General features: G+C 31.8%; 23 protein-coding genes and 1 pseudogene. 2 read left to right on the plus strand and 22 right to left on the minus strand.

Translation table 11 applies throughout. From position 1 onward, the window contains the following. Window positions 1-380: 380 nt before the first annotated feature. From BED47_RS14635 to BED47_RS14655, 5 genes are all read right to left on the minus strand, one after another. Entirely contained in the window at window positions 381-2,099 is a 1,719-nt protein-coding gene (locus BED47_RS14635; RefSeq protein ID WP_069034274.1) for an AIPR family protein, read from the minus strand. 1,080 nt (window positions 2,100-3,179) lie between these two features. After that, window positions 3,180-4,337 (minus strand): DNA cytosine methyltransferase, encoded by a 1,158-nt coding sequence (locus tag BED47_RS14640; RefSeq protein ID WP_069034275.1) that lies wholly within the window; start codon window positions 4,335-4,337, stop codon window positions 3,180-3,182. A gap of 244 nt (window positions 4,338-4,581) precedes the next feature. Beyond that, window positions 4,582-4,971, minus strand: a complete 390-nt coding sequence (locus BED47_RS14645) for a hypothetical protein (RefSeq protein ID WP_069034276.1) — start codon at window positions 4,969-4,971, stop codon at window positions 4,582-4,584. Window positions 4,972-5,151: 180 nt separating this feature from the next. Next, window positions 5,152-6,768 carry an AlwI family type II restriction endonuclease gene (locus BED47_RS14650; RefSeq protein ID WP_069034277.1) on the minus strand — a complete coding sequence of 539 codons (1,617 nt, stop codon included), beginning with the start codon at window positions 6,766-6,768 and terminating at the stop codon, window positions 5,152-5,154. Window positions 6,769-6,771: 3 nt separating this feature from the next. After that, complete coding sequence (locus BED47_RS14655; protein ID WP_069034278.1) at window positions 6,772-7,260, minus strand: hypothetical protein; 489 nt, start codon at window positions 7,258-7,260, stop codon at window positions 6,772-6,774. 280 nt (window positions 7,261-7,540) lie between these two features. Between BED47_RS14655 and BED47_RS24530 the strand changes: the two genes are divergently transcribed. Next, on the plus strand, window positions 7,541-7,720 hold the full coding sequence (locus BED47_RS24530) for a hypothetical protein (RefSeq protein ID WP_368072859.1): 180 nt from the start codon (window positions 7,541-7,543) through the stop codon (window positions 7,718-7,720). Window positions 7,721-7,913: 193 nt separating this feature from the next. Here the strand turns inward: BED47_RS24530 and mngB are convergent, their stop codons facing one another. The 8 genes and pseudogenes from mngB to BED47_RS14695 form a co-directional block, all read right to left on the minus strand. Then, a complete protein-coding gene (gene mngB / locus BED47_RS14665) occupies window positions 7,914-10,514 on the minus strand; it encodes a mannosylglycerate hydrolase (RefSeq protein ID WP_069034280.1) in 2,601 nt (866 codons plus the stop codon). Window positions 10,515-10,529: 15 nt separating this feature from the next. Beyond that, window positions 10,530-12,467, minus strand: coding sequence for a PTS 2-O-a-mannosyl-D-glycerate transporter subunit IIABC (gene mngA / locus BED47_RS14670; protein WP_069034281.1), 1,938 nt, complete (start codon window positions 12,465-12,467; stop codon window positions 10,530-10,532). A gap of 132 nt (window positions 12,468-12,599) precedes the next feature. Beyond that, entirely contained in the window at window positions 12,600-13,343 is a 744-nt protein-coding gene (locus tag BED47_RS14675) for a MurR/RpiR family transcriptional regulator (RefSeq protein ID WP_069034282.1), read from the minus strand. A gap of 105 nt (window positions 13,344-13,448) precedes the next feature. Next, complete coding sequence (gene mreC, locus BED47_RS14680; protein ID WP_069034283.1) at window positions 13,449-14,189, minus strand: rod shape-determining protein MreC; 741 nt, start codon at window positions 14,187-14,189, stop codon at window positions 13,449-13,451. Between the two features lie 229 nt (window positions 14,190-14,418). Then, a pseudogene (locus tag BED47_RS24535) lies at window positions 14,419-14,505 on the minus strand (VOC family protein); the annotation flags it as partial. A gap of 23 nt (window positions 14,506-14,528) precedes the next feature. Then, window positions 14,529-15,512, minus strand: a complete 984-nt coding sequence (locus BED47_RS14685; RefSeq protein ID WP_069034284.1) for a hypothetical protein — start codon at window positions 15,510-15,512, stop codon at window positions 14,529-14,531. 293 nt (window positions 15,513-15,805) lie between these two features. After that, window positions 15,806-16,360 carry a DUF1643 domain-containing protein gene (locus BED47_RS14690; RefSeq protein WP_069034285.1) on the minus strand — a complete coding sequence of 185 codons (555 nt, stop codon included), beginning with the start codon at window positions 16,358-16,360 and terminating at the stop codon, window positions 15,806-15,808. Between the two features lie 620 nt (window positions 16,361-16,980). Next, the gene (locus tag BED47_RS14695) at window positions 16,981-18,300 is read right to left on the minus strand and encodes a hypothetical protein (RefSeq protein ID WP_139116362.1); all 1,320 of its coding nucleotides are present in this window, start codon (window positions 18,298-18,300) and stop codon (window positions 16,981-16,983) included. A gap of 380 nt (window positions 18,301-18,680) precedes the next feature. Between BED47_RS14695 and BED47_RS14700 the strand changes: the two genes are divergently transcribed. Further along, window positions 18,681-19,787 (plus strand): hypothetical protein, encoded by a 1,107-nt coding sequence (locus BED47_RS14700; protein ID WP_069034287.1) that lies wholly within the window; start codon window positions 18,681-18,683, stop codon window positions 19,785-19,787. A gap of 377 nt (window positions 19,788-20,164) precedes the next feature. Here BED47_RS14700 and BED47_RS14705 read toward each other — a convergent pair whose 3' ends face one another. The 9 genes from BED47_RS14705 to BED47_RS14740 all read right to left on the minus strand — a co-directional run bounded on the left by BED47_RS14705 (window position 20,165) and on the right by BED47_RS14740 (window position 26,404). Next, window positions 20,165-20,560: a VOC family protein gene (locus BED47_RS14705; protein WP_069034288.1), complete on the minus strand. Its 396-nt coding sequence runs from the start codon at window positions 20,558-20,560 to the stop codon at window positions 20,165-20,167. Between the two features lie 151 nt (window positions 20,561-20,711). Continuing rightward, entirely contained in the window at window positions 20,712-21,101 is a 390-nt protein-coding gene (gene mutT, locus BED47_RS14710; protein WP_069034289.1) for an 8-oxo-dGTP diphosphatase MutT, read from the minus strand. A gap of 78 nt (window positions 21,102-21,179) precedes the next feature. After that, window positions 21,180-21,302: a hypothetical protein gene (locus tag BED47_RS24415; protein WP_286143721.1), complete on the minus strand. Its 123-nt coding sequence runs from the start codon at window positions 21,300-21,302 to the stop codon at window positions 21,180-21,182. A gap of 102 nt (window positions 21,303-21,404) precedes the next feature. Beyond that, window positions 21,405-21,593, minus strand: coding sequence for a hypothetical protein (locus BED47_RS14715; protein WP_069034290.1), 189 nt, complete (start codon window positions 21,591-21,593; stop codon window positions 21,405-21,407). A 58-nt stretch (window positions 21,594-21,651) separates the two neighbouring features. Beyond that, complete coding sequence (locus tag BED47_RS14720; RefSeq protein ID WP_069034291.1) at window positions 21,652-22,575, minus strand: type II toxin-antitoxin system SpoIISA family toxin; 924 nt, start codon at window positions 22,573-22,575, stop codon at window positions 21,652-21,654. A 109-nt stretch (window positions 22,576-22,684) separates the two neighbouring features. After that, window positions 22,685-23,467 (minus strand): ABC transporter permease, encoded by a 783-nt coding sequence (locus BED47_RS14725; protein ID WP_069034292.1) that lies wholly within the window; start codon window positions 23,465-23,467, stop codon window positions 22,685-22,687. Between the two features lie 4 nt (window positions 23,468-23,471). Beyond that, window positions 23,472-24,275 (minus strand): ABC transporter permease, encoded by an 804-nt coding sequence (locus tag BED47_RS14730; RefSeq protein ID WP_069034293.1) that lies wholly within the window; start codon window positions 24,273-24,275, stop codon window positions 23,472-23,474. Further along, window positions 24,272-25,249, minus strand: a complete 978-nt coding sequence (locus tag BED47_RS14735) for an ABC transporter ATP-binding protein (RefSeq protein WP_069034294.1) — start codon at window positions 25,247-25,249, stop codon at window positions 24,272-24,274. Before BED47_RS14735 ends, BED47_RS14730 begins: the two co-directional genes overlap by 4 nt. 381 nt (window positions 25,250-25,630) lie before the next feature. Next, on the minus strand, window positions 25,631-26,404 hold the full coding sequence (locus BED47_RS14740; protein WP_069034295.1) for a hypothetical protein: 774 nt from the start codon (window positions 26,402-26,404) through the stop codon (window positions 25,631-25,633). Between the last annotated feature and the right edge of the window lie 424 nt (window positions 26,405-26,828).

The following is a 26,828-nucleotide window of genomic DNA, read 5'->3' on the forward strand; positions in this document are numbered from 1 at the left end:
TCAAATAAATAAGTTGTAAATGACCTAACAAATATTCTATAATTCATGCAAACTTTGGCAACAAAATTAATTGAATGTTTACTAGTTGGGAAATGAGTCAATAGCTCTTTCCTTTTTTGCTCTACGAACCTCACTGACTAACCTACCTACTTTTAAAGACTAAATAATTCCTGAGTAAATTACTGACTATTCTTTATATTGTGCTATATAACAGCTAGCTAAAATGTTTCTTAACAAATCAAATCTATATATAATTTCACTAACTTTAGGTATTTACCTCTCTTTGGATATTTAAGTTTTGCATATACTCTCTCATAATCTATTTTCTTGATTAATTATTAAAAAAAACACGAGCTTATTAAATGCTCGTGTTTTTTTATTCATACAGATGTTATACTACCTTTTCTTAATTCAACAACTTTTTTAATTAGCTGTTCATTTAAAGACTGTCTCTTTGTAATTTCTGTGCTTTCAACATCATCAACAACATTTTCAATTACACTAGTTAGTTCTCTAAAAAGTGTTAATAAATTTACACTATATAGTTCCTTATTTATTCTTTCACACTCCTTATTTATTTTTTTGGAGTTAAAAGGCGCTTGTTCAGTACTTATATAATATCTCAACATCATAAGCAAGTGGTATTTAAATTTTCTAAACTTTGAATCTAAACTCTTATTTCTAAAATAGAATTCTAACTTATATAATGCAAATGAACTGGTATAATAAGGCATTAATTCATGATCGCTTACAAAAGCAAATTCGGATAATTGCTCTAACAGTTTACCATAAAATCTACTTGCCAAATGTGGCCTATCTAAAAACATTGAAGCAAAACATTTTATTTGAGAAGAGATAGTAACAATTCTAACTTTTTCAATATTTGGAACTGCATCATACTGTCTAGATCTTCTTTCATAATATAACCTCTTTTTAGGTTCATTAATAGCATTATAAAATAACTCTAATCGTTTTTGAAAATCGCTTAACGCCATTAATTCTTCTTTTTTAACTTCAGTTTGGCTATTATTTGCAATTATAATTTCACTTATTACATCTTCATTCTCAGTTCCAATTACTTTTACCGGCAAACTAATTAGTCTATTAATATCTTCTTTATAATTATATATTACATGAGATGTTTGACATCCATTTACTATTTGATAGTCTCCCAATGTAAGATCATTTCTTGCAACATTTAGAGATTTAGCAACAATGGTAACACCGTTATTTAATACAGCAAGTCTATTCGACTTCTCAGATTGAACAGTTTTTGAAATACTTTCATTCACATCATTTTCACCTTGATAATCTCTAACATTATCGTAAAATACAGATCGATTTATGTTTCCTAAATCATCTTCAATCAAATTCAAGAACTCTTTAATTTCGAGTGTACCGATATACGCTTCATTAACTCCCTCAATTTCTGGAAGTAAAACTTTATTTGGAAAGTTAATAGTTGCACTAACTTTTTCTTGTGTTTGCTTATAATATTTTTGGATTTCACGAGCATCAATTGGTGTAAACTTAACTTGTTTAAATAGATGTAGGTCTTCTAAGTCTTCTTTTATTCTGGTTATTCTAGATATCAAATTTTGATCATTTATCCATTTTCCAGTTGTAACATAAAACATTTCGCATGTCATTTTCTTTATTCTTGCAGCCTTACTAATAATATATTCAACAATTTTTGCTCTTTTTTTAATAAACTCATTTCTAACCAAAGTAGGATTTTCTGAAAAAAAATCAACTACACCATCGCCAAACGTTCTTATTTCTCCTCCATTAAATGATGAACTTGTCTTAGATTGAATTAGAAGGAAATTAACTTCAGATATACTACCCGATCTTTCAATTAAATCTTCAATCTCCTCTATCGAATTTATCATAATGCCACTAACAATTATTGCCAATCCATCAATTCCACAATCTCCTCCATTCCCCCCGACAACATCTTCTAATTCAAACTTTTCATTATGTACTTTTGATATAATACTATAAGCTGAAAACATTTCAAAAAGTTTACTTTGTTCTTTAATTTCCAGTTCCATTACAATTGAGAAGTCTTCTAAAAGACTCTTTGTTATTCTATCCATTAGTTCCCCCATAATCTTAAAGTCATTTACTAATATAATTATTATAACAATATTCAAAACTATATGTCTCTAATAATACCAGGTATCTTTGGGAGTTTGGATAATAAACATTAATTTTGGTATCTCCAAATATGACTAAAAGTCGATAGCATAGAAATAGTGAAAGTAATCAGTGGAGAAGATATATTTTCTTGATAACCCCTTCAAAGAAAAGTATTGGGAAAATAACATGTTATATTTGACCACAATGGAAAGTTATATTAAGTATGAAAAAATTCGATAATCGATTATAAACTATTAGAAGAAAAATTTGTAACAATGTAGGCGTTATGCTTCGTCACAATAAGAATGAAACCAATTACTGATTAAAAGTTGGATAACAAAATAATAATAGAATGTCACCTAATCATACTTATCAACAAAATAAACAACATAAAGAAATAGTTAATGTGCTTTTACAACATGCACATTTTGCAGTTCACCACATGAATTTAGTAACAATAACATTGTACTTCTTGGTTAATTAAGTAAAAATAAACAGAATATATACGATATAATGATTGTTGGAAATGGAGCTAAAGAAGGTTCTCAATCAGAAATTTTCGTTTTAATATGACCTCAGATATGAAAAATGAGGTTTTAAGAAGAACCTTATATTATAAAGGTTATAAATAGAGTTTTTAATGCACCTATTAAAATTTGACATTCACTTCGTGCCTTTAAAAAAACTTTTGATTCGCATTATTTAACTCAGGAAATGACGTTAATCCTCGTGATCCATATACAGAGTTTAGACAACGGCCAAAAAGTCGTTTAAAAAGAAATTCCTACCGAAAAAATAATGAAAATGCTAAAATAGCTTTTCGAGAAAAATAGTTCAATTACACGGGACGATAATTATTATGTACCAATCATTATTGATGAAATTGAAATATCTTACATTAGTTACTTAGTTATTATTTAGAGAGGGAGGGAGGGACGTATCAAGTTAAAAATAAATTTAAAGGGATAACCTTGTATGTTATCCCTTTAAATTTATATATTTTTAAACAATTAAATTTCAAAAGCTGTCTGACCTTCCTAATCCACCTCTAACTGTTTTTGGATTGATTTTGTTTTTCCTTTGCGGGTTTTCTTCTTTTTTTGTTGACCTGTTTCTATCATTTGCCTAATTTCATTATCATCCCACCTTGCTGGTTCGGTTGGATATTCATTACCTGCAAATGTATTTAATATAGCTTCAACAATAATTTTTGCTCCATCAACTGGAACTGCCATTCCAACTTGAGCTCGGACACTTTCACTTCCACCAATAAATCGAAAGTCATCTGGAAAAGTTTGAAGTCTAGCTCGCTCACGACTAGTTAAGGCACGGGGTTCATCATAATGATACATATGAGTACCACCGCCACCAGAACCAGTTACGGTGTATGCAGGCACATCTGGGTCTAATCTTTTATAAATATTGGACATTTTCGCACCTTTTACATTTAACTGATACTCTTCTGGTATATATGGTGCCCATGCATTATCACCAGGTTTAATAATAGAAAGTCTTTCAATTACCTGTTTGGTATGCTTGGTTGGCTCATTATTAGGTACATCCTTAGGTATTGGCACTTCTAACGCACTTCTTGCAGAAGTCCATTCATCCTTATTTTTAAAAGGAGCCTTGGGTACTCGAAACTTCAAGTTAATATCTTTACGAATACCAACAATAATAATTCTATGGCGAGCTTGTGGTACACCATACTCTTCAAATTTGTATTTATGTGGAGTAATATTGTACCCCGCACCCTCCATTTCTTTTAAGATTTGAATTAAAGCCATGCCATCATTAGCACTTTCAAGCCCGCCAACATTCTCAGCTATAAACCATTTAGGTTTTTTAAATTTCAATACTTTTATTCCATAAGTATAAAGAGGACCAAATTCTCCCTCCAACCCCTTTGACTCTCCCACAATAGAAAAATCATTACATGGGAAGCCAAATGCGAAACAATCTATATCTGGCATCAAATTAAGTTTTAGTCTTCTAACATCAGCACAAATAACTGATTTTCGGTTATCAGGACAAATATTGTGTCGAAATGTTTCACAAGTATCTTCGTCATAATCGACAGCCCATTTATGATTAACTTTATAAATATTTCCTTCTGAATCTTTTACTTCTGCTAGCTTTGCACCAAGTGTCAAACCACCCGGTCCACAAAAAAGTTCACCCTTTTCAAAAATCATGATTACTTCTCTCCAATTTCTTTCTTCTCAGATAGAAATTATTATACACTAGTTACTCGACTATTTAAATTAGCAAGTCCTACCTATATATAGACTTCCTTATAGAGGACTATACTTTCCATCTTCTTAAAAATAAGAAACCGCCCAGTACAAGGCGGTTTTTGACAAATACCATTAAGATCGCGAAAGCGTTTTTCTTACCGTATTTTCATATAAAATTATAAAATTATAAAATTATTAGAAATTAAAGTTTCTCAATTTCAATGTCAGTTGGACTTAACCAAGTAACCCTGATTTGGTCCCCTTCCTCCGCATTTACATGGAAGAACCAATCACCAAGTAATTTTAAGTTGCCACTCCCTTGAAATTGTTTAGCAAAAACAGCTCCAGCCTTCGAGGATCCTGATGCCTTTAAAGTAACATTCTTTAAAAATCCATCAGCTGAATTACAATTGTAGGTATTTGTAGTCCCTGAGTTACTATTTAAAATTCCTATACTATTTGCCACTTGGCTCGGTATGTGGAGGTAACCTTCCCCATAAATAATGCCCCTGCTATTTGTGTATCGATGGTTTCCCCATTCTAAATGTGCTTTCTTTAAAGTTGTGATAAAAGAATCTCCTGTTTTGGGCATAAATAATCCTCCTAAAATAAATCTATTTCTTTGTTTAAAATCCAATATCGATTCATACAGGTTAACCGCTTCCATTGTATCTTTTAAACTAAACTGAATAATTGCTCTAGAAGCAGGACCATTGTCGTTTTACATAATTCAAGAGGAATAAAATCTTCAAAACCTTTAAAACATTGTAAATTAAACTGACTGGATATAGCGTAACAATTCACCAACCGTTGAATAAGCTCTATTGTCAATTGCTTGAAGGAATAGTTCTACTCGTTTATGTTTGCGTATCCCATTGTCAATGCAGTAGTCCAAGAAACCAAGCATTACATTCGCGCTCAACATTATACCTTTAATCTCTCGTTCAGGTATTGCTCTTTTTGCTAACTTGCTAATCTTCACTAGATTTTTTTCTCCGCTCCATGCTGCAACAGTAACGTATCCAAAGTAAGCAACTTCTCTGTTGTCATATCCTTCGTAGTTCGGTATATACTCAGAGGCCATATGGGAAACCAGATTTGCAGCTAGTGGGAACTTTGGTCGATACATTTTTGCGTCAATTATAAAGGAGCGTTTTTTACCCAACTTAACGAGTATTTCAATTTCTGTTTTTTCATCTGATGCTGGCTTCGGGTTCATTTCCACAGTAAAACCTATTGCTTTAAGAACTTCACCCGTTTTTTGCTCAAAATGATGTTCATTAGTTTCGTTTAAATAGCCTTCAACGAAATCAATGTTCAAGCCTTTCATGCTGTATTTCTTAATTGCATCAGCATGTTTCTCAGATTCTTTTATAGAGAACTCTTTTAGCAGTATATCTTTAATATTTTTGCGCGACAATTCTTCCAAATCAGGATAATCTGAAAGCAATTCTTTTATCTTATTTTCAGTTTTTGTTTTATTAGTTGCTGGCTTAATTGCACCGTAATTACTTGCTTTATAACTATCAATATCAAGCCCGTTGTTCTCTGCCATACGCTGTAAAGAAATATGATACCGCGTGTTAAAAGGATACCTGGTATCATAAGCAGTTAACTCATCTGATACTCTCTTTGAGTCAGCTGGATTAACTCTAAGTGCTTCCCCGCGGATATATTCAACTAATCCGGTATAATCACAGATAAGCATAAACGTATGAGCGACGTCACCATGAGCTAGTTCAAAATCCCTTGCTCCCTTGTCTGCTCGTTTACGGTGGTCAAATTCTGCTATAATTTTTTGCTTTATTACTTCTTTTTCCACTGCATTTGCATTTCGAAATCTCATAATTTTGTCAGTTACAGACATAAGTTCAGTGTCTGTCTTTGCAGTTAAAACAAAATAGGTGATTTCCTCTTTGGTTAGATAGTAATCGAGTTGTGATTGGTTCACCAATTTAATCACAAATCTTGCTGGTCGAATACGAAATCCGTATTCGAATTGAGGACGGAAACCAGATTCAAGAAAATATGCATTAGGTATTTGTAGCGTCAGAATCTGCTTAGTAACATTTTCTCTTACCTTTTCACCGTCCATGACCTTTCTGCCGACTTTAGTTAGACTAAGTTTTCCTTCCTCATCAGTAAAAACATATGAGAATGTTTTTAACATAGCCGCCCAGGTCCGACCTCCTGAACCATCATTACTAACATTTTCACGCTTTACCCCCCGAGCATTTAAAGCACGTTCATAATTCAAGTGGGCTTCTCTATTTCCCGCCCACTTGATCTTAAATCCATCAGTTGCATCATTTAAAGCAAGAAGTGCATCTCTATGGAATTTAGGGTCACGTTCTGGACGCGTAATGAACCATATTTTTCTTTCAGCCATTTTTTATCGCTCCCCTTCGTTAATAAGATTAAAAATACGACCGCAAACATCCGATTCTTCAACTGATATATCATTTGTAGTTTCCAATGAATCAACATAAAACTTTAAGTTTTTAAAAAAGTCTGTCATTCCAGAATCGGGGCTGAGCAAATCCTTAATCTCAACATCATTTAGGTCCAACAAAACAGAAGCAATTTCCATTATTTCATTGTTAAGTATTGAAGTAATCAAAATTGGGTTATCCTTGTTTTGTTTGGATATCTTAGAAACTGCTGCAATCGATTTAATAAGAGTGGAAACTCTCATATCTTCCAAATTGTTGAATGTTCGATTAAACCAATTTCCACTTCTTCCAGTTGCTTCACTTAATTGGTAATGTTTTATTTTTCGGGATACAAGTTCATTGTTTAGGTTTCTAGTAACCCGATAAAGAATAACTTTATGCAATACACCTTGCAATAGCTCATTATCATTAGGTAAAATGTTTGGCAAATCGTCCACCTCCCAAATAAAACCATTTTTCCTTTAATGGTTTAATAATATACGATGGTTAGCACTTAGAAATCAGCTCATGAGGTGATTTCTAAGCGCAAATGTTAATTTTTTTATTATTTTCTTTAATCGAGGTTTTTAATATGACAGATATATTTTCAAATTAGTAGCATTTGAAAAATATCAAGGTAATTCGTTCTAAAGGAACTTCATTGGAAAATAATATAGGGATGGAATTGTGCAAAAAGGTATAGGATTTAGGAAGAACGTTCGAAAACTTGTGGGGAATCCAGACTTAGCAATACTAAAATATAAAATTGTATTTTTCCTTTGTTTCATGTTTTCGCATTCATGTCCATTACATGGAAATAAACCTAGCTCTAATTTAGAATATTGTAAAAATCTCAAGAGGAAAATTGCAAGCGAATATGAAGTTATCAGCAAAAAGGATGGAGTATAATGGATAAAAGGAAGATTGAAGTACATAGAACATCTCAATTATATTTTTTTGGACCTTTCTATACTAGTATTGAACAACATTACAAATTAATTGAATGCGGAATAAATATTTAAAAGCAACCAGAAAAAGGCTATTTTCCGTTATTAAAAAAGAAAAATAGCCTTTTTTGATTTAAATACATATATTTATTGTTTTAAAACAAAATCGATTTAACCTTATTTGTTCTCACATTTATTCCTACTTGCTGATCGTTTACAATTACTTCTACTTTTACTTTTTCATTTAAATTAACTGTGTATACTTTATCAATCTCATCATTAAATTGCAAAAAAGCATACTCTGCTTTTTCCGATGAATTATAAAAACGTATAACAAATTTATCTACTTTTTCAGCCTTTTTCAACGTACTTAGAACAATTTTTTGGGAATATTCTTTAAAAAAGCTAAACACCAACGGCGTCTTCACACCAGACTCATTCAACTTCATAGCATCAAAAGGAATCTTATTATATGCAACAACCGGAGTTAAATACTCCTTAGCAATACGAGCAACATTTTCTTCCTTACTATATGTCGCAATCGCAAACTCCAACAACAACTTCCCTATCATCTGAGAATCCGGAGTAGGCAACTTAATCCCCGACGGTCGCCCTGGCCGACGAACCATCTCCTCTTTCCCAAGAAAACCAACACTCCTAAACAAAGTAATAGCTATCGTATCAAATTTTTCACCAACAATTTCATACTCCCTCGTACTGTTCGTTAATACACTAACTCCAAAATCATCATTTATTAATCCAACATAGCTCAACATTGGATAAATTGAATCAGGACGTTCATCCCAATTTTCTTCCTCCCAAAAATGAATTGCCGAATCAACTACATCTCGTTTAATCGAACCAAATTGGTTATCTGATAACGAGAAAGCCGACGCAATATTCGTTGGAATTAATACTCTTAACCGGTGATCCTTTGCTTGGTTATTCACTTCAAATTTTATATCAAGTCTAGGTTTATGATTTGGAACATTAACTACAATATGAACGTCGACAGCACCATCAAGAATTTGTTTTTTACGTTTTACTAAATTTGAAGGAACAGCCAAAGTATATTTAATATCAATTGTTACCCTAAATCGATTTTGTTGAATTTTAGTTTCAGCAACAACATAATCACTATAAATTAACTCCTCATTTAGAAGTGGAGAGTAATCATATTCATCTCCATCATCACCACCATTTTCTAAACGAAGAACATTCGTAAAAATTTGTTTAATTTGCTTATCAAAAATATTCAATGTTCCATTTGAATTAACGGTAATCCTATAATAATCTGTTTCAATCTCATTAGTAGAGTAAGTTATTTTCTTTAAGACATCATCATCTTCTACTACAAAAAATGTCTTATAACCCATAGATGGAATATTATCCTTTAATTGGATTGTATATTCAATAAACGGATCATAATTTCCATAATGAACTATTTGACGATCGATTAAGCCTGGATCAGTAACCTTACTTTCAATAATTTCGTAGTCTATTTCATTTGATTCATGATCAACTAGCTTAAACGATTTTAATTTTGTCATAACACTAGTAGTCACAACTTCAGTACGCTCATAAGGAAGTAAGTTAAAAAGTGTAATTCGATCATTTTCATTAGTAGTATCCATCGAATCAACAATTTTACGTTTATAAAAATTGATTAGTTGATCAACTTTTTCTTCCGCTAAATAAAAACGGCTTTGAATTTCTCTGTGTACCTTATCAGAACAGCAACATCCAATACTATCATGTGCGTGGTTTTTCATAATCTCTTTCCAGATTAGCTCAATTAAGCCATGGTGATACTCAAAACCTAAACGGTAGGCGATTGATGCAAGTGGTTCTAAAATATTGGTAATTTTATTTTCAATTCTAGTATTTGCTGCTTTAATATCCATTCTAGTCGAGTAAATACTTCGATGAACCCGCATGTACTTCCCATCTAAAAATTCACCTTTTAATGTAACAAGATCTTTTTGCTCTTCTAGATTTTCAAAAACATTTTCATATTTACTTAAGAAAAAATCTCGCTCTGGATAAAGATTTTGAAGCTTTTCGATGATTGTAAAAATATTCTTTTGAATCGGCATTTGATCATGACCATTCGGTAAGATTATATGGTCACTCGTTGCTCCTCGATCAAGTACAGTGAAATACTTATCAATTCGACTTTGCAGTACTTCTTCATCCTCTGGTAAATACTTACCGATTGCATACCCTAGCGGAAACAATTGAACTAACACCTTTGAACCATCATCCGTCTCCCAATAAAATTCAGTCTTATTTGTTCCATGTCGTTCAGATGTTCCACGCCAGAAGATTGAATACTTAATATCAAACCCATTTAAAATCATCGGAATCTGAGCTGATTGTCCAAACGAATCTGGAAGATAACCAATTTTCATCGGTACTCCAAACTCTTCACAGTCCTTCATTCCGTATAATAAATTACGAACAATCGACTCACCACCGACAATCATCTCATCCGTTTGCGTATACCATGGACCAATAATTAATCGCCCTTCTTGAACAAGCTTTTTCACTCGTTCTTTATTTTCTGGTTTTACAGCAAAATAATCTTCTAAAATAGCAGTCTGTCCATCTAACACATAGTAAGGATAATCAGGATTCGTTTCTAACATCTCCATAATTTCTTCCATATTATTAACTAATAGAATTCTAGACTCTTCCGTCGTAAAATACCATTCTCTATCCCAATGCATATGTGGAACGATATGAACTTTTTTCATTTTACTCCTCCACTCTTATGCGACATTTTGTTGTGATGCCTTTATCTTTATTTCTTTAACTATTTTTTGTTTTCTTGTCATAATTAATAAATTTGTTGATATAAACGCACCAATTAATGCTGCTCCAAACCAAATGCCTGCAGCTACTATGGCTGGTTTACCTTGAAGTAAGGCTAAAGAGAAAATTCCAGCACCAGGAACATTTAGACCAATATTAGAGTAAGCAACGATCGCTCCTGTGACTGCTGAACCAGTGATTAATGAAGGTATCACTCTTAGGGGATCTTTAATCATAAATGGAATCGCACCTTCTGTAATTCCTGCTAATCCAAGCAACCATGTTTGTTTACCAATTTCTTTTTCTTGTTCAGAAAATAAATGTTTACCAATTATCGTTGCTCCAGTGACGGAAAATGCAGAAACCATTTTGACAGATGCAAATGCTGCATAAGGTACTATATTTCCACTAGCCATTGCACCGATACAGAATGTGTAAGCAGCCTTGTTTATTGGACCACCAAGGTCAAATGAAACCATTGCTCCTAATATTGCACCAAGTATAATCGCATTTGCTCCACTCATTCCATCTAGCCAATCAATTAGTCCTTGATTTAAGAGAGCTAATGGCTTACCAATTACAAATAGCATGATTGAACCAACTACAAGAGTTCCAATTACAGGATAGAACCAAAAACTAACAAATCCTGCGAAAGTTCCTTTAGGTTTGACCTTAACTTTTAGATACTTTAAGAAATAACCCGCTAGTAATCCTCCTAGCATACCTCCTAAAAATCCACTGCCGATTAAATTTGCCGCGACCCCTGCTGCAAAACCTGGCCCTAATGCTGGTTTATCAGCAATCGAGTAGGCCATATATGCAGCTAAAATTGGAATCATGATTTGTCCTAATAAAGAACCACCTAATTGGCGTAATAACCATAACCATGATCCTTCTGCTGCATATAAATCTTGAAGACCAAAAGCTTGCGCTATAAAGACAGCCGCCGCTAACGTCATACCTCCCGCTACAATAATAGGGATGATGTGAGAGATTCCTGTTAAAAGAGAATCCTTAACTTCTGTTTTGATAGATTTCTCTTCAATCTCATGAACTGATTCTTCACTTTCGACCATTCCTCTTTTTGGTTTATTTTCTATTTTTTGTAATGCTTGTTCTAAAATACCTTTTGCGTTTCGAAGAGGAGAAGCTACAGATGTTTTTACTTTCGGAAGATGCTTGAATCGCTCTTCATCCTTCACTGCAACATCCACCGCCAATACAATCGCATCAGCCTTTTTAATTAATTCGTATGTATGCCGATCTTCAATTCCATTTGCCCCTTGTTTTTCAACAAATACATTAATTCCTAATTCATTACCTGCTTTAACTAATGCTTCCGCTGCCATATAAGTATGTGCTATACCTGCTGGGCAAGCTGTAATGGCTAAAACGGTTTTATCTCTATCTTGTGAGATTTTCTGATTAGTAGATTGTAAAGATAAATCAAGATGATCATAAAGTTCTTTATTCGTCCTTGAATGAAGTAGATTATTTTTATACTCTTCATTTGATAGTCTTGTAACCAGTTCAGATAATAGAGTAAGATGTGTTGTTCCTTCCTCTTCTTTTGGAATCGCTAATAAAATTACTAATTCAACTTGATTTTTTGGATCAACACTCTCCCAAGTACTAATTGGCTTCTCTAGTGTTGCGACTGCAAATGAAGCTTCTTTAACTGCCGAAGATTTTCCATGTGGAATAGCAAGACCACCTTCAAAACCAGTTGGAGATAAAGCTTCTCTTTCCATTACCGCTTTATAAAACTCTTCCTCAGAATGAATTTTCCCTTCTGATGCTAATTTTTTAACTAAAAATTTTATGATTTCTTCTTTAGATGTAAATCTCTCTTTAGTACTTACTAAAGCTTCAGAAGTTAACTTTTTTAACTGCATCTTTGTAACCCCTTTCAATTATTAGTGGACTACTTTGACTTCATAATAGCAAAAAAAAAATAAGAAGCTTGATACTTCTCATTTTTACACAAGTTTTAGTAATTTTTTAATTTTAATGTGTATTTATACACATCAATTCGATGCTTTCCAGTAAAACTCAGATAAAGCTCTAAGAACTAACAACAAAGGTGTTTTATCTGTAATATTGTATTCATTAAACTTTTTATTAGGAGAGTAGCAATACAAATTCACATCTGCAATTTGTTGTAAAGAATTTTTACTAAAATGAGTAAGTGAAATTATTTTAATTCCCTTTTGTTTTGCCAGCTCTACTACATCCAATACTTGAGCCGTTTCTCCAGACAATGAAATTAAAAATAGTAAATTATTTTCCTTAGACTCCAATCTAGAAAGTTCATATAATATATCATGACGATGGAAATAGTATTCAGCTTGTTTACCAACAACCTTAAGATTTTTTATCATCATTTCACAAAATGGCGCAGTATCCCCTACACCAAAGAAAAGCACCCTTCGTGCTTCTTGAATTAATTTCGTAGTGAGTGCTAACTTATTTTGATCAATTAATCCAATTGTTTTATGAATGTTAAATGATAGACTATCCTCTTCTGTAAAAACATCCTGCTTAATAATCTCCTCTTTTAAACTATTCTTCATCTGAGAAAATCCATCAAAACCTAATTTTTTTGTTAATCTCGTTATTGTATTTGGAACAGTAAACAATTGAGCAGCTAAATATTGTATAGAGTAGCCAACAACTTCTTCTTTGTTATTCATTATAAACTCAATAATTTGATCATCAGTATCGTTTAGTTTATATTCAAATTTTTGAATCCTTTCCTCAAAATGTAACATTATGCAAACACCTACTTATTTATGTACTGTTATTGTTTTACCTATATTTAACTTCAAAAAGAGAACAACTATACTATTGTTCTCTTTTCCTATTGTTCTTCCTTTTTATTTTTTACTTAACAATAAAATAACGTACTCTAAATCGTTTAAATCATAAAAAGGTTCAATATAAGCTGTTTGATTTAAACCTAAATTATCAATTTTAGCTTCTTTTACTTTACCTAATTCAATACCTGGTAAATAGATTCCTCCTAGTCCAGAGGTAACAATGATTTCTCCAGGTTTTAATTGATCATTTACATTGAAAAGAGTCATTTTTAAATAGCCAGTTTTCTCATCTGCACCTTTAATTAAACCTTGTAATTGATGATTATTTTTTGGTTGGACTGAAATATATGAAGTATATTTAATTGCGCTTAATAAATCTACTTTTGAAGTATGATTCGAAACTTCGATTACTTTACCTACTAAGCCTTGAGAGGTTATTACATTTGTATTTATTTTCACTCCATCTTTTGATCCCTTATTTATTTCAACAAAGCTGTTCCATGTATCATAATCTCTTTTTGTAACGATTGCTACTTCAGTTTTGTTGCTTTGACTTTCTTTATTTAGTCTTTCTCTTAGCATTTTTAATTCTTTATTTTCGAGATTGTATTCAGTTATATTAGCTTTTAAAGATGTTTCATTGCTCATTCTTTCATTTAAATAATCATTTTCTTTTTTTAATTTAATTAAGTCATTGATATTGTTAGTGTAATTATCGAATGTCTTGCTTTTTGAGAATAGAAATCCACTTGTAAAAAGAATGACGATTAACACCGTAATAATAATTATTTTTTTCATTGGTTTATCCTTTTCTTACCTGTTATTATCATGAATTATTTCAATTTAAGAATACCATGAAAAACATCCTAAATAAGAAGGGTAATATGGCAATTTTGTGTTTGAACAATTTTTATAGAATTTATTATTTTATTCTTCCTTTTTATAACAAAAGTCAACTGTCGACAGTTGGCTTTTGTTTCTCTAAGTATACAAAAAAAAGAGAACAACTTTAAATTGTTCCCTTTCATCAAATCCATAAAACATTAGGTTGATGAATTCCAAAAATATTTCCTTCAGTGTCCTTGAAGTATCCTTGCCATGCCATTCCAGGCAATAGCACTAACCGTAACTTGTCACTTATTGATTTATATGTGATGACTCAATTATTATTGTTGAAATACCACCTTCCCCCTCTAGCTTATAAAAGGGGATTAATGCATTTTCGGGTGCAATTTGCAAAGACTGATTTGTTATCTTTTTCCCAATTAAATCAGTTATAAAAGGAGTATTTTTATTTGATAAAGATGCATAGAGACCAGATAATCCATTTAAATTACTCCCGTTTGTTCTTGATGCAGATGATAATTTAATATTCTTACGCTTAAAATTTTTCTGAACAGAATTCTCCAGTAATAACCAAATTAATTTAGACCAGTCACGTTTATTATGCGCGGCCTTTCTTCCTAAAAATTCTTTTCCCTCTTCAAATAATAATATCTTTAACATAGTGTGAGTCAAACTATTTGCAGGAATTAATGTTTCATCTGCTTCAGCTGTTGAATATGTACACGAAAACGGTCCCATAAAATTTTCATCGTCAATCAATAAGTATTGACCACCATTATGAGCTTGACTGGGAACTACATTAATATTTATCCCACTGATCTTTGGTTTCACAAAACTAAATTGTGGCCAATGTTTATAAAGGAGCAGTTGGTGATCGTGGGTGGAGATTTTCACAGTATGATCAGTCATCATTTTTGCTTGTAATAATAATGCAGTTCTTTTGCTTTTCCCTTTTTTGGGATGATATATATGTACTATAAGTAAATCTCCTATTTCTGGGTTTACGCTTGACATCGTATGTTTTACTATTGGTCTTTGATGACAAAAAACAGAAACAACTGAGGTAGAAATTCCATACGGCATTAAAATATTTTTCCAAGAATTTGCTAAATCAATTATCCCAGCTGTTGCAATTTTTGCAATAAAGTCCGGTTCTTGTGGGTTTAAAGCCATTGTATGCGCTTCTAAATGAGAGTTTTTTATAGCTTTAAGAGCAGTTTCATAAAGAACTTTTTTATTCAAATTAACAATACTTTTGTAGGTACTGAAATCCACTTTTATATTCCCCTTTAACTTTACCTTTATTAACAAAATACAGAAAACTACGAAGTTCATATATCCATAAATTATTAATTAACATCATATTTATAAATTATCTATTTTCGTATAAAAAGTGTTGATCTACGTAATTACTAAAATAAAAAACAGGAACTATAATATATGTCTTATTTAAATCAATAAAAGAAAGTTTAAAAATACTAATGTAGTTATCCCATCATTAATAATCCTTTATTATCAAATAGATAATGACAAAGAATAATTTTAGTTGAATAAAATTTAAATATATTTTAAATAGTATATTGAATTAACGCCCAATAACTTTTTAATAATACCGGATGCCTTGGCTTTATATTAATTAATTCTTCTTTACCATCCCAAAAAATAAATATTTTATCTTGATAAACTCTCAACATTTCTAAAACATTAGAAATTCTTATATTAATATCACATTTGGTTACCGCATTTACCTTACTAAAATCTCTACCCCAAGCAACAATTATGATGTCGGAATATTCAAAAGAATCCTTCAGGAAAGTATCATTTTTCATCTCATAATCTAGCTTTCTATTTACTAAAAGTTTAGGATCAGTGCAACGATAAGCAAAAAGGTTAACGATTGAATATGAACCATATGATTCATTCTCATAATCTATAATAAAATTATGAACATTCATTATCGTAGTATCAAATTTTTGATGGGTCGCCGTACTTGGATTTAACATAATTACTGTAGCCTTCTTTTTATTACAATCCCATTCCCATTTTAGAATATATCTATACTCGTTGTTTATATCTTCAGAAAAAACTGCAATCGATTTTATATTTTCGGAAGCTAATATCATTATTTAACACCGCCAGTTCAATATCTATGTTCTAATAAATCCAGCAAGTTAATTAATTATTCTAATCACCTTTACAAATTATTCAAAATAATTCCTCTTGTAGGCTTCATTGATGGTTTGGTATGTAAAGAAAATAGAAGTAAGAAGATAGTCCAACTCTATGAGCGTTCATTTACATCAACTAACTTCAACTCCTAGAGATGAACCACTGAAGTCCAGTCAGTACCTTAACCCACTGCCTGACTACAAGCTGATAAAGTAAACAAAAAAATTGTTGCGTGTAGTTAAACTCCCCTTTTTAATTGTTCACCTCTTAATTTATGAGTATCTCCTCCTGTTTAATCGTAATACATTACAAATATAAGCCTCCCTAAAAATCAGAGTGACTTTTACACACAGCCACAATCAATTTATTCCTTCGATTCTAGTAGTGAGTAGCACTCCACATGTCTAGAGTATATGTTGTAACACAAAAGATCTTGATGGTTTTATATAAGTAATTCCAATATAATAGTATGAGCCCTTTCTTATTTTTCTTTAACTGACTTTTCAACCGGGTGTATGAATTTTATACCTTGCTTTATAGATTATTATAGAGTTACTCAACATCAACATTATAATTACATACTTTTACCCTTTTTCCCACGTGAAAATGGTTCTTTTTCTCTGAAAATCCGACCTTCTCTTGTATTGTAATGCTGCCCATGTCCCTTTACAACATGTTCCCTCGGAGAAGCGTGGGTTGAATTAGTTGTATTAGTTCTTTTATTTGTAATATTTTTTATTTCAATTGAATCATTGTAGGTTTTTTCATTCCCCTGATTATCAAATAGACTTGGCCTCGAGTCCGAACCCCCTCCAAACATCTTGTTCACTATTACTCTACCAGCGGCTACTGAAGCGGGTAATATTTTTAGTACTCCATCCATAATCATTTCAGGAGGAGAATCATATCCTAAGAAATTCGCTAACCCTTTTATTAAGCCCTTCTGTATTGGTTTGTTAACGTTCTTATTCCCTGATACACTTTTAGTTTTATTATTATTTCCCTTTCCTTTTGCATATTTTATATTTTCGGTTGAAGTTTTGGAACCTTTCTTAGATACTTCTTCCCTCTTTTTCTTTTCTATTTTTGCCATGGTTATAGGATTCAAATAATTTTCCGGTATATTTGGTAATTCAGAAGCTTTTTTACATAACTCAACCCAGCTAGACCGATTTTCAGTTTTACCTGGAAGTTTAGATAAATTATCTCTTATTCTATCCCGATTATCTTTACTAGCAACAAATGGCCTATCTTCTGAATCAGCGGGTGTAATACCATCACTTACATATTTAAGATAATCCATCATAAGCCTATTAATGTCTTGTTTATTCCACACGGATTTAATAGGCTTCTTCTTAGGATGTACTTGTTTGAGCTGGTCAAATTTTTCTCTTTGCTTCTCCGTAAGCATTTTTAATCCCTCTTCGGTTGTCAGATTACCATCCATATCAACCATAGGTATGTCATATCTACTATTTACAATTTTGTTCCACTGGTTTAAGACATACGTACTACCCCCGCATTTAATGTCTGGTCCAGGAATAGCTTCATATTTATCATCCTTTTTAATAATATGTAACAAATCTGCCTTTGAAGTTGAATCTGGATTAATTATTGTCATCAAAACAATTCCCTTGTTTTTTAAGGCATTATATTCAATACATGCCAGCCATTCAGCAAATTTACCTCTGAAAAGGCTTAAATTGTTATCCCGAATTGCTCCAATACTTGTCGCCATGCTCTGAGGCTTTTTTAACATTGAATCAATGGTTACCCTAAAATATCTGCTATTAGTTGCATATTTTTTAATAGCATCTTCAATACATTCATGAAATTCATTAGGTATAATATACTCATAATTGAGGATTTCCAACAAATATTCACGTTGACCCATACTAATATTCATCTCAACCATCTACTTTCTTATACAAATTTCATAACTTAATATTTTTGTTTTCTCTTCATTTCCAGATGTTAATTAGAATGGTGGCTCAACACCAGCAGTCTCATCGGCAGCATTCGATAAAGTCTGTATCCATTTTCTTTCCTAATTTTAAGCAGAAAGGATCCTTATCAACTAAAATAGTTTAGCAGCTTTTCCCTACTTTCAAGATTATAGAAACATTCAAATTAAATATGTTATTCCTAATTAATCATAAACTAATAAAATACCCGCCAATTTAACAAAATTATCATTTATCCATAAATCACAATTTGTTGAACACTATTACATTTTTCATTATATAATAGTTATTATTTAAGGGGGCTAATAGAATGATAGGAAAGTATAAAAACTTAAATCAAGCTGAAGTACAAACTACCCAAAAATTAAAAGACTTACAGGATAGTGTATTGGAAATATTAAAAGAAAAAGTAGAATATCACCAAGTAAATAATTCAACATCAATTCATGGCCTTCATGCATTAATCGGTAGTAAAAATAATACTTTTGTTGATAGTGTGAAAATGCAATTTAGAGACCCTGATGATTTTATTGCTCGTTGGTTGAAAGGTTTAATCGATTCAACTGGGCATCAAGTTCATACAGATAAAAATGGTAGAACTCACAAATATATTCTAATAGAACTTCTTAAAAACGATACATTCAGGGATTATTCATTCACCTTTCTTGAAAGGAATTTCTATAGAAATTATAATGCTCGTACTCGATATAAACCCAAAGAACAACTGTGGATAATTTGGTTTGGTGATAACAACCTAAAATGGGGATTAGCAATTACTCCCACTCTTAGAAATAGCGAATGGACAAACGATGTGAACGAAATTAGACGAGCCAATTTTAAATATTGGACTATTGGTCATATATTAACTAGTGGGATAATAGATCCTGATTCAAATAAATTAGTTTATTTTGATAATCTACAAAATTTAATTATGTTTTACCGAAGTATTTTAAAAAGGATATCTAATTCCATTTATGAAAAAGAAATTTTTGATAGATACATAGACTACTTAAAAAAAAATGAAAATGTATATGAAGAACCTTTTTTAATACCTGAGTTAAGATATGCTGGTTTAGAACATGATCATAAATATCGATTAGATTTCACTATTTTCAACATTCATACTAATGATTTTATTGGATTTGAATTTAGCCCTCATTCTACACATATGGCCATTAATGGTATTACAAAAAAAACTCAAGTCCAATTAAATTCGGACTTAAGTTTAAAATGGGGGAAAGAAATGGACAAAAGAAATGAATACTTTAAAAATTTTGGAATTACTACTATTACTTTTACCGACTCAGACTTAAAAAATATGGATAAGTGTTTCAAAGAAATTGAAACTTTTTTATCAGCTAGATTTTTAGAGAGTACGGATTTAGCACAACAAATTCAAATTTTAAATTCTCTTTAAATAGGAGTTGAGTCTGTCTCATAAGTCTATGAGATTAAAATTAATGTAAAATTAAGTAGGAGGGGGCGACTAACACCCGACATATTAAGCATAGTTATGAGCAGTCCTATTTTATTGAAACAGGAATTAATTTAAAGAAATTAAATTCAACTGTTGGAATGTCAGCCGAAACCCAATCTAGTTCTTTAAAACCTTTAATCACTTTGCATGTTCATTCACTAATGGTGCACCCTTTAAGTTCTTTTAAAGTACGCAGGTAAATAAAAAAGAGAGAACAACTTTAAATTGTTCTCTTTTCTATAAATATTTATACACAGAAGTTCCCTAATCTATCATATAAATCAAATCTTGGATTATTTTCAAACACCCATCAATAATTACTTTGCATTAGCATCTGGTTGATGAATTCCAAAAACATTACCTTCAGTGTCCTTGAAGTATCCTTGCCATGCCATTCCAGGCAGTGCATATTTAGGCATTGCTACTTTGCCACCATTTTCAACAATTTTAGCTTCCGTAACGTCGTAATTTTCTACTCCCATTGTACATGCATATCCATTTAATGGTTGGTTAGCTTCAGGAGGAGCACTTTGGCGTTGCATTAAGGCACCGTTAATTCCCATTTCGTCCTCATTGCCTGTCACTGCACCAAAGTATGGCATTCCTGCATATTCACTCCAATCTTGAAACGTCCAACCAAATACCTCTCCATAAAATTTCTTTGCACGTTCCATGTTATCAACATGAATTTCGAAATGAACTAATCTTCCCATAGTTTCCTCCTATGTTTTACAAGAATTTTCCTTAACTAATCTAGTATGTACACTATAGTTGCTATTTATAATTATATTGGATATGGAAATAAATTCAATTTCCAAAGAAATATTTCTTTTATCATTCGTTCGATATCTAGTAATTGATAATTTATCTAATCAATTTGTCAACCGTAGGAAGGTCAGCTAGGGCCCATTCAAGTTCATTTAACTCAGAAATTTCTTTCCATTCAATCTTCGCATGCTCATTAGCTACTGGCGTACCGCTTATAATCTTGGCTTCGTAGGTTATCAAATTTACAATTATATTTGGATACTCATGAATTACATCATGAACTAGTTCGATTACAGATATTTCACATCCTAATTCTTCTTGTATTTCACGAACCAACGCCTCTTCAGGTTTCTCAGTCTTTTCAATTTTTCCTCCAGGAAATTCCCAGCTATTTGGCATGCTCATTTCTGGTGAACGTAAGGCACATAGTATTTGGTTTTGATCGTTTCGTATGACTGCTCCAACTACTTTAATTTGTTTTTTCATTGTTTTTTTAATCCTTTTAATTCAATTATATTTATTATTTTGGAAGTACATTTAGACAGCCTATAAAAAATCATAATACTATTTCTTTTCTAAAATCCGAATGGCTTTTTCAATTTTAGCTAATGTCTTACCCATTCCAAAATCGACTACTTTTGTGTGTGGTTGAGTGGATTTTCTTTTATTTTTTCGTTTTAATCCCATAATGCCCCTCCTGTACAATCTTTTAATACCAATCCTATACAGGAAAAGAAGCATTTATGCATAAGAAAAGCAGGGAATTTAATCATCCCCTGCTTAATGAAATTACCTTGTATATGTAAGTTTTTCTGCTTTAGCGTTAGCTTTAAGAACATTTCTAAATCCTTCAACAACTGCTACTTGTGTATTTGGTCGTAAGGAGTTTTCTGTAGGGGCGTTAGACTTAGATTTTCTTCGCTTAATACCTGCAGATCTACGAAGTTCACTTACTGCTTGTCCACTTATACTTGACATGATAACCCCTCCTGTTTTATTAGATGTGTTCATTCATATCTTATCATAATAATTATAATTATTCATCATCCTCTTCTAAATCAACCATATACCAATCAAAAATATATAACAAGTTTGAAATATAAGAAGCATCAATCCCATCGACCGCTACATCTCCTGCCTCTAATGTCACAATCATACTATAATAATTTCCGAAGTAAGGTATAGAAATTAGTTTTTCCTCTTTTAAAATAATGGTTTCACCATAAGAAAAAGTCTTTATCATATCCTTTTTATCTTCTTCATTTGTTGAAAAGTTTATTGCATGTCTAATACTCATCTTAGTAATCTGGGATCGAATTTTATTTTGCTTATCTTCCTCGCTAATTGGTGAGTCAAATATAAATATAGTGATGGCAATACCGAATGTATCGCTATATAGCTTCAGATATTCCGATAATTGATTAACATACTCTTCTCTTGATTGTGGAAGAGGTTTATTATCAAAGGAAACAACGGTTTCTTGTATGACTTTAGAGAAATTTTCTGCTTTTTTGGCACTTTTTAAAATCATTTGTTTACTCTCTGTCAAAGCCTCACGAACTTCATCTTCATACTTAAACTCTGCACTCCAAATTTTTAAAATGTTTGGACATAGAAATACAGCTAAATCTATAAAAACTACCAAAGCTGAAATTTCTGTAAGTAACTTCCAATTCTTAAAATCTAGATTACTAGTTATTACTCCAATTGCCATGACTATTAAATACAACGTATAATATGTCCTTCGTATACGACCTAAGTTGTTATGAAAGCTTTTACTATCCATCCAGTAAAAAGCTAAAACAATTAGCAATAAAATAGAAAATCCTCCAAATAAAACTTTCAAGTGAGATACATGAAATAAAAACATTAGTGAAAATATTATACTAAACATCAATACAAGTAATATCACATATATTACCAAGAAGTTAACCTTATATTTACCTATCTGTACTTTCAACTTAACTCCCCCTTATATCTAATATTTTATCAAAGAAAAGGTAGAGTTTGCTTCACAAATAACTAGAATATTGGAACTCTAATTGAACGGATCCATCATGTAAAGAGTTTTACGAACCTGTCGATCGATAATGCCTCACTCCAATTTGCCAAACTAGTAAACAAGGTATAATAAAAATAATCCCTGCTACTGGCGATAACATATATAGATATGCTTTCCCCTCCGTTTTATCTAGAATGTACATTAAAGGCAAGTAATTGACACATCCAAAAGGAATAACAAAAGTAAAGAATTTAGTTATCCATTTCTGATAGATATTTAATGGATACTGTGCCATCTCTCTACCGCCATCTGTAAAAATATTGACCACTTCGAGACCTTGAATTGTCCAAAAACACATCGTTGCAGCAAGAATAAAGATTCCAGTAAAAATAAAGACCCCGCTAATAACCATCAAAATAATGGTCACTACTTTCATACTACTCCATTCAATGGAGAGATTATTTATTGCCCAAATCAAAACAATTAAACTCTGAAGCAATCTACCAATTCTAGTAAACTCGAATTTAGAACCCATAACTTGAACGATCGTACTTCTAGGACGAACAAGTACTCGATCAAAATTACCGCTAGCTACTAGACTAGAGAAAGAATCAAATCCACGAGCAAAACATTCACTTAAAGCAAAAGCCATATGGATAATCGCAAAACAAAGCGCAACCTCATAAAAAGTCCATCCTTTAATTTGTCCAAAACGTTCAAATAAAAAATAAAGACCCGCAAACATCGAGAACGGGATTAAAAACTGGCCAATTGTTAAAAGCCAAAAAGATGTGCGGTATTGCATTTGTGATTTAAAGAGAATAAGAAGATATTTAAAATATAGTCTCATAGTGTCAACCTCCTTGGACTACGACTCTTCGTAAGGCTTTATTAAAAGCGATTCTTCCTAGCCAAACAAGTAAACTTAACCAAACAATTTGTATTACGATACCAATTACTGCTTCAGTTTGAGGAATATTCCCAGAGTAAACCCTAAACGGGAAATCAGCTGTCCATCGAAACGGAAGGAAATAAGCAACGGTCTGAAGCCAAGCCGGCATTAGAGGAATCGGAATTGTTAATCCAGAGAAAAACTCACCAAAAACCCCAAACAGTAGTAAAGAGCCTATAGGTGACATTGTCACAAATACTGAAATATAAATGAACATTGAAATCGAAACTAGTAGAAGTAATCCAAAAATCAGGGCAAGTAAAAATAACACAAAGGTTAAGACACTTGGTGGTAACGTCATTTTATAAGGTTGAGGTAAAAGGAATGCAACAAGTAGGATCGGAAAACACCTTAGTATTGCACTCGACAAGCGTTGGGCTAAAAGTTTTGAATACCAAAATCCGTATATTTCGCATGGTCTACAAAGTTCGTATGCGATATTCCCAGTTGTAATTAGATCAAAAAGCTCATTATCACGAAACCACAGCATGATGAAAGCTAAAAAGGATTGTTGTAACCATAAGTATGTAATGATTTCTTTTAAAGAAAGTGGTTGAGAATGTACTGTTTGACTATAAAAAGCTTCAAAAATCATGATGTACATAAATCCCCAGAAAAACTGTGTTGCTACCCCAGCCAATGCTGCTGAACGATATTGCATACCGTTCAATAATCGTAGTTTTAGTACAGATACATATGGCTTCATATTTGAAACTCCTTGTAGAGACCAACGATAATTTCTTCAATTGGTTGTGCTTCAATCGTCACATCGAGTAGGTCAACCTTACTGGATAAACTGGAAATCACGTCAGATATTTTAACTTGTTCAGTATCTAAACTTAAAATTGCCCGTTCAGGAGACCATGACATCATTGTGGTTCCAGGAATTTTAAATGGATTCTGGTCCTCCCGGTAATCTACCGTAATCGTTTTATGAGTCCCAAAATGTTTTCGTAATTCATTTAAGTTACCATCGAATAATAAACTTCCTTTACCAATTAAAATAACTCGATCAGCTAAAGCTTCAATATCATTCATATCATGCGTCGTAAGAATGACGGTAACGCCCTTTTCTTTATTTATCCTTTTAATGAACTCGCGTACGGCAATTTTTGAAACAGCATCTAGTCCAATTGTCGGTTCATCCAAAAATAAAATTTTAGGACTATGAAGCAGTGATGCTGCGATTTCACAACGCATCCTTTGTCCTAAGCTTAATTGTCGCACAGGTGAATGAATCAGACTTTGTAAATCGAGTGTTTCAATGAGTAGATCAAGATTATCTTGATATTCATTTTGAGGAATTTTATAAATATCACGGAGAAGCTCAAACGAGTCTATGACGGGTACATCCCACCACAATTGAGACCGCTGCCCAAAAACAACACCGATATGTTTTACATAGGATGCTCTTTCCTTCCATGGAGTGTATCCCATTATGTTACACGTCCCTCGATCTGGAACCAATATTCCGCTCATGATTTTTATCGTTGTTGACTTCCCTGCGCCATTCGGACCAATATACCCGACGATTTCCCCCGGTTCAATAGAGAAAGAAATATCATTCAACGCTTCAACAATCGTATGCTCACGATAAAAAAGCCCCTTCACTGCCTGCCTAAGTCCTGAAGACCGTTTCGCAACCTTGAAGGATTTACTTAAACCATCTACTGTAATCAAATTTTTCCCCTCCTAACTTTTTTTGACTGGAAGAAAAATACTATCATCATACTATCGGCACGTCAATATCTTTTTCAGTTTATTCGGTAATTTTAGAAAAATAGGCTTTGTGAATGTAAATTGTTGATTTTCTTATACAATCACATGGCAGTATAGTTCAATTAAAAAAGCGTATTATCCTTTTTAATAGAATAATTATAAGTAGACAAGTTTTGTTGAATTTAAGGATTTTAATTTGAGGGGAGTTACTAAATGTATACTTGGTTAATTTTATCTTTACTATTTCTCATTAATAATCTTAATTCACTAAAAAAGGAAAAGAGGTGATAAGTAATCTCCTTATCTTCTCTTTTCCTTACCTTTATATTCTACAAATATGAATTATGAATTTCCATATTGCTTAATTCTTAAACGTATTTGGTTTTCAAATTCTACCATAGTTAAATTTGTTACATGCTGAAGAGCTGAATAAAATTCTTCTCCATTCTTCATCTCATTTAGAATGTTTAAAACACCTTCTTTTCCACTTCTTTCAACAATCTCTTCAATAGCAAAGTAACTTTGCTGATAAGGACCGCCTACTTTATCCCACTGTTCATGAGTATTTAATTGTTCAAATGAGATAAGTGGAAATTCAGATTTGTCAACGTTTTCTCCCCACTGCGTTTGTATTTTTTCTCCAACATAAGTAGCGAAACCTTCATGAAACCAAAACGGAAGTTTCGAGGATATAATATCATTTGACTTTAATACTTGTATCAACCGAAAATGAGTATATTCATGTGCAAGGGTGTTTTCAAAATAAATAGGCAAGTTTGGTTTAGACGTTCGTAAGTATATAGCATTTTTTTCTTCATCATAAAATCCTGCGATAAGGTCTTGATATGCTACTTTTTCAAACTTTTTTTCATTCAAAATAAAAATATCAATATCTTTATTATTTGTTCCTAATAAATCATCGACACTTTTTTTTGCTACTTTCACGGTCTGTACACTAACTGGTAAATAGTTTTCTTCACTTTTGTTGTACATAAATGTAGCATTGTAAATATACTTACTATGTTCTAATTTTAAACCTGTGAAAAACACTTGCTTAATAACCAATGCTAAGATAAATCCAATTACAAATAATAAAACCAATAATATTTTTTTCAAAACTAATCCACCTAATTATGATTGTAATAATATTACCTTTGTATTAACTTCTTTTCTAACTGCAAACCAATAATCTAGATCTTTACTATTCAAGTTTGTAAATTTAGTGAAATAAGTAAGTGACGTCTTTTTATTACCTACTTCTTCATTCATTAAAGCTAGTTGATGTAACATAATGTCTGAATTGTTACTATTTATATTACTCTTATACAATTTCTCAATATTTTCTATACTTACAGAGTTTTAAAATACAAGAAATTCAAATATGTACAATATATTAATTCCACATTAACAAAATATTAAATAAACTATTATTCTACTAATATTTTTAATAAAATTTTATTGTTTCTAACATTATCTTAATAATATAACAAATATTGGAAAAATTGTATATGTTTGGAAAGATATTTTTCTGAAATTTTTG

Source organism: Gottfriedia luciferensis (genome assembly GCF_001712755.1).
GTDB lineage: Bacteria > Bacillota > Bacilli > Bacillales > Bacillaceae_G > Gottfriedia > Gottfriedia luciferensis_B.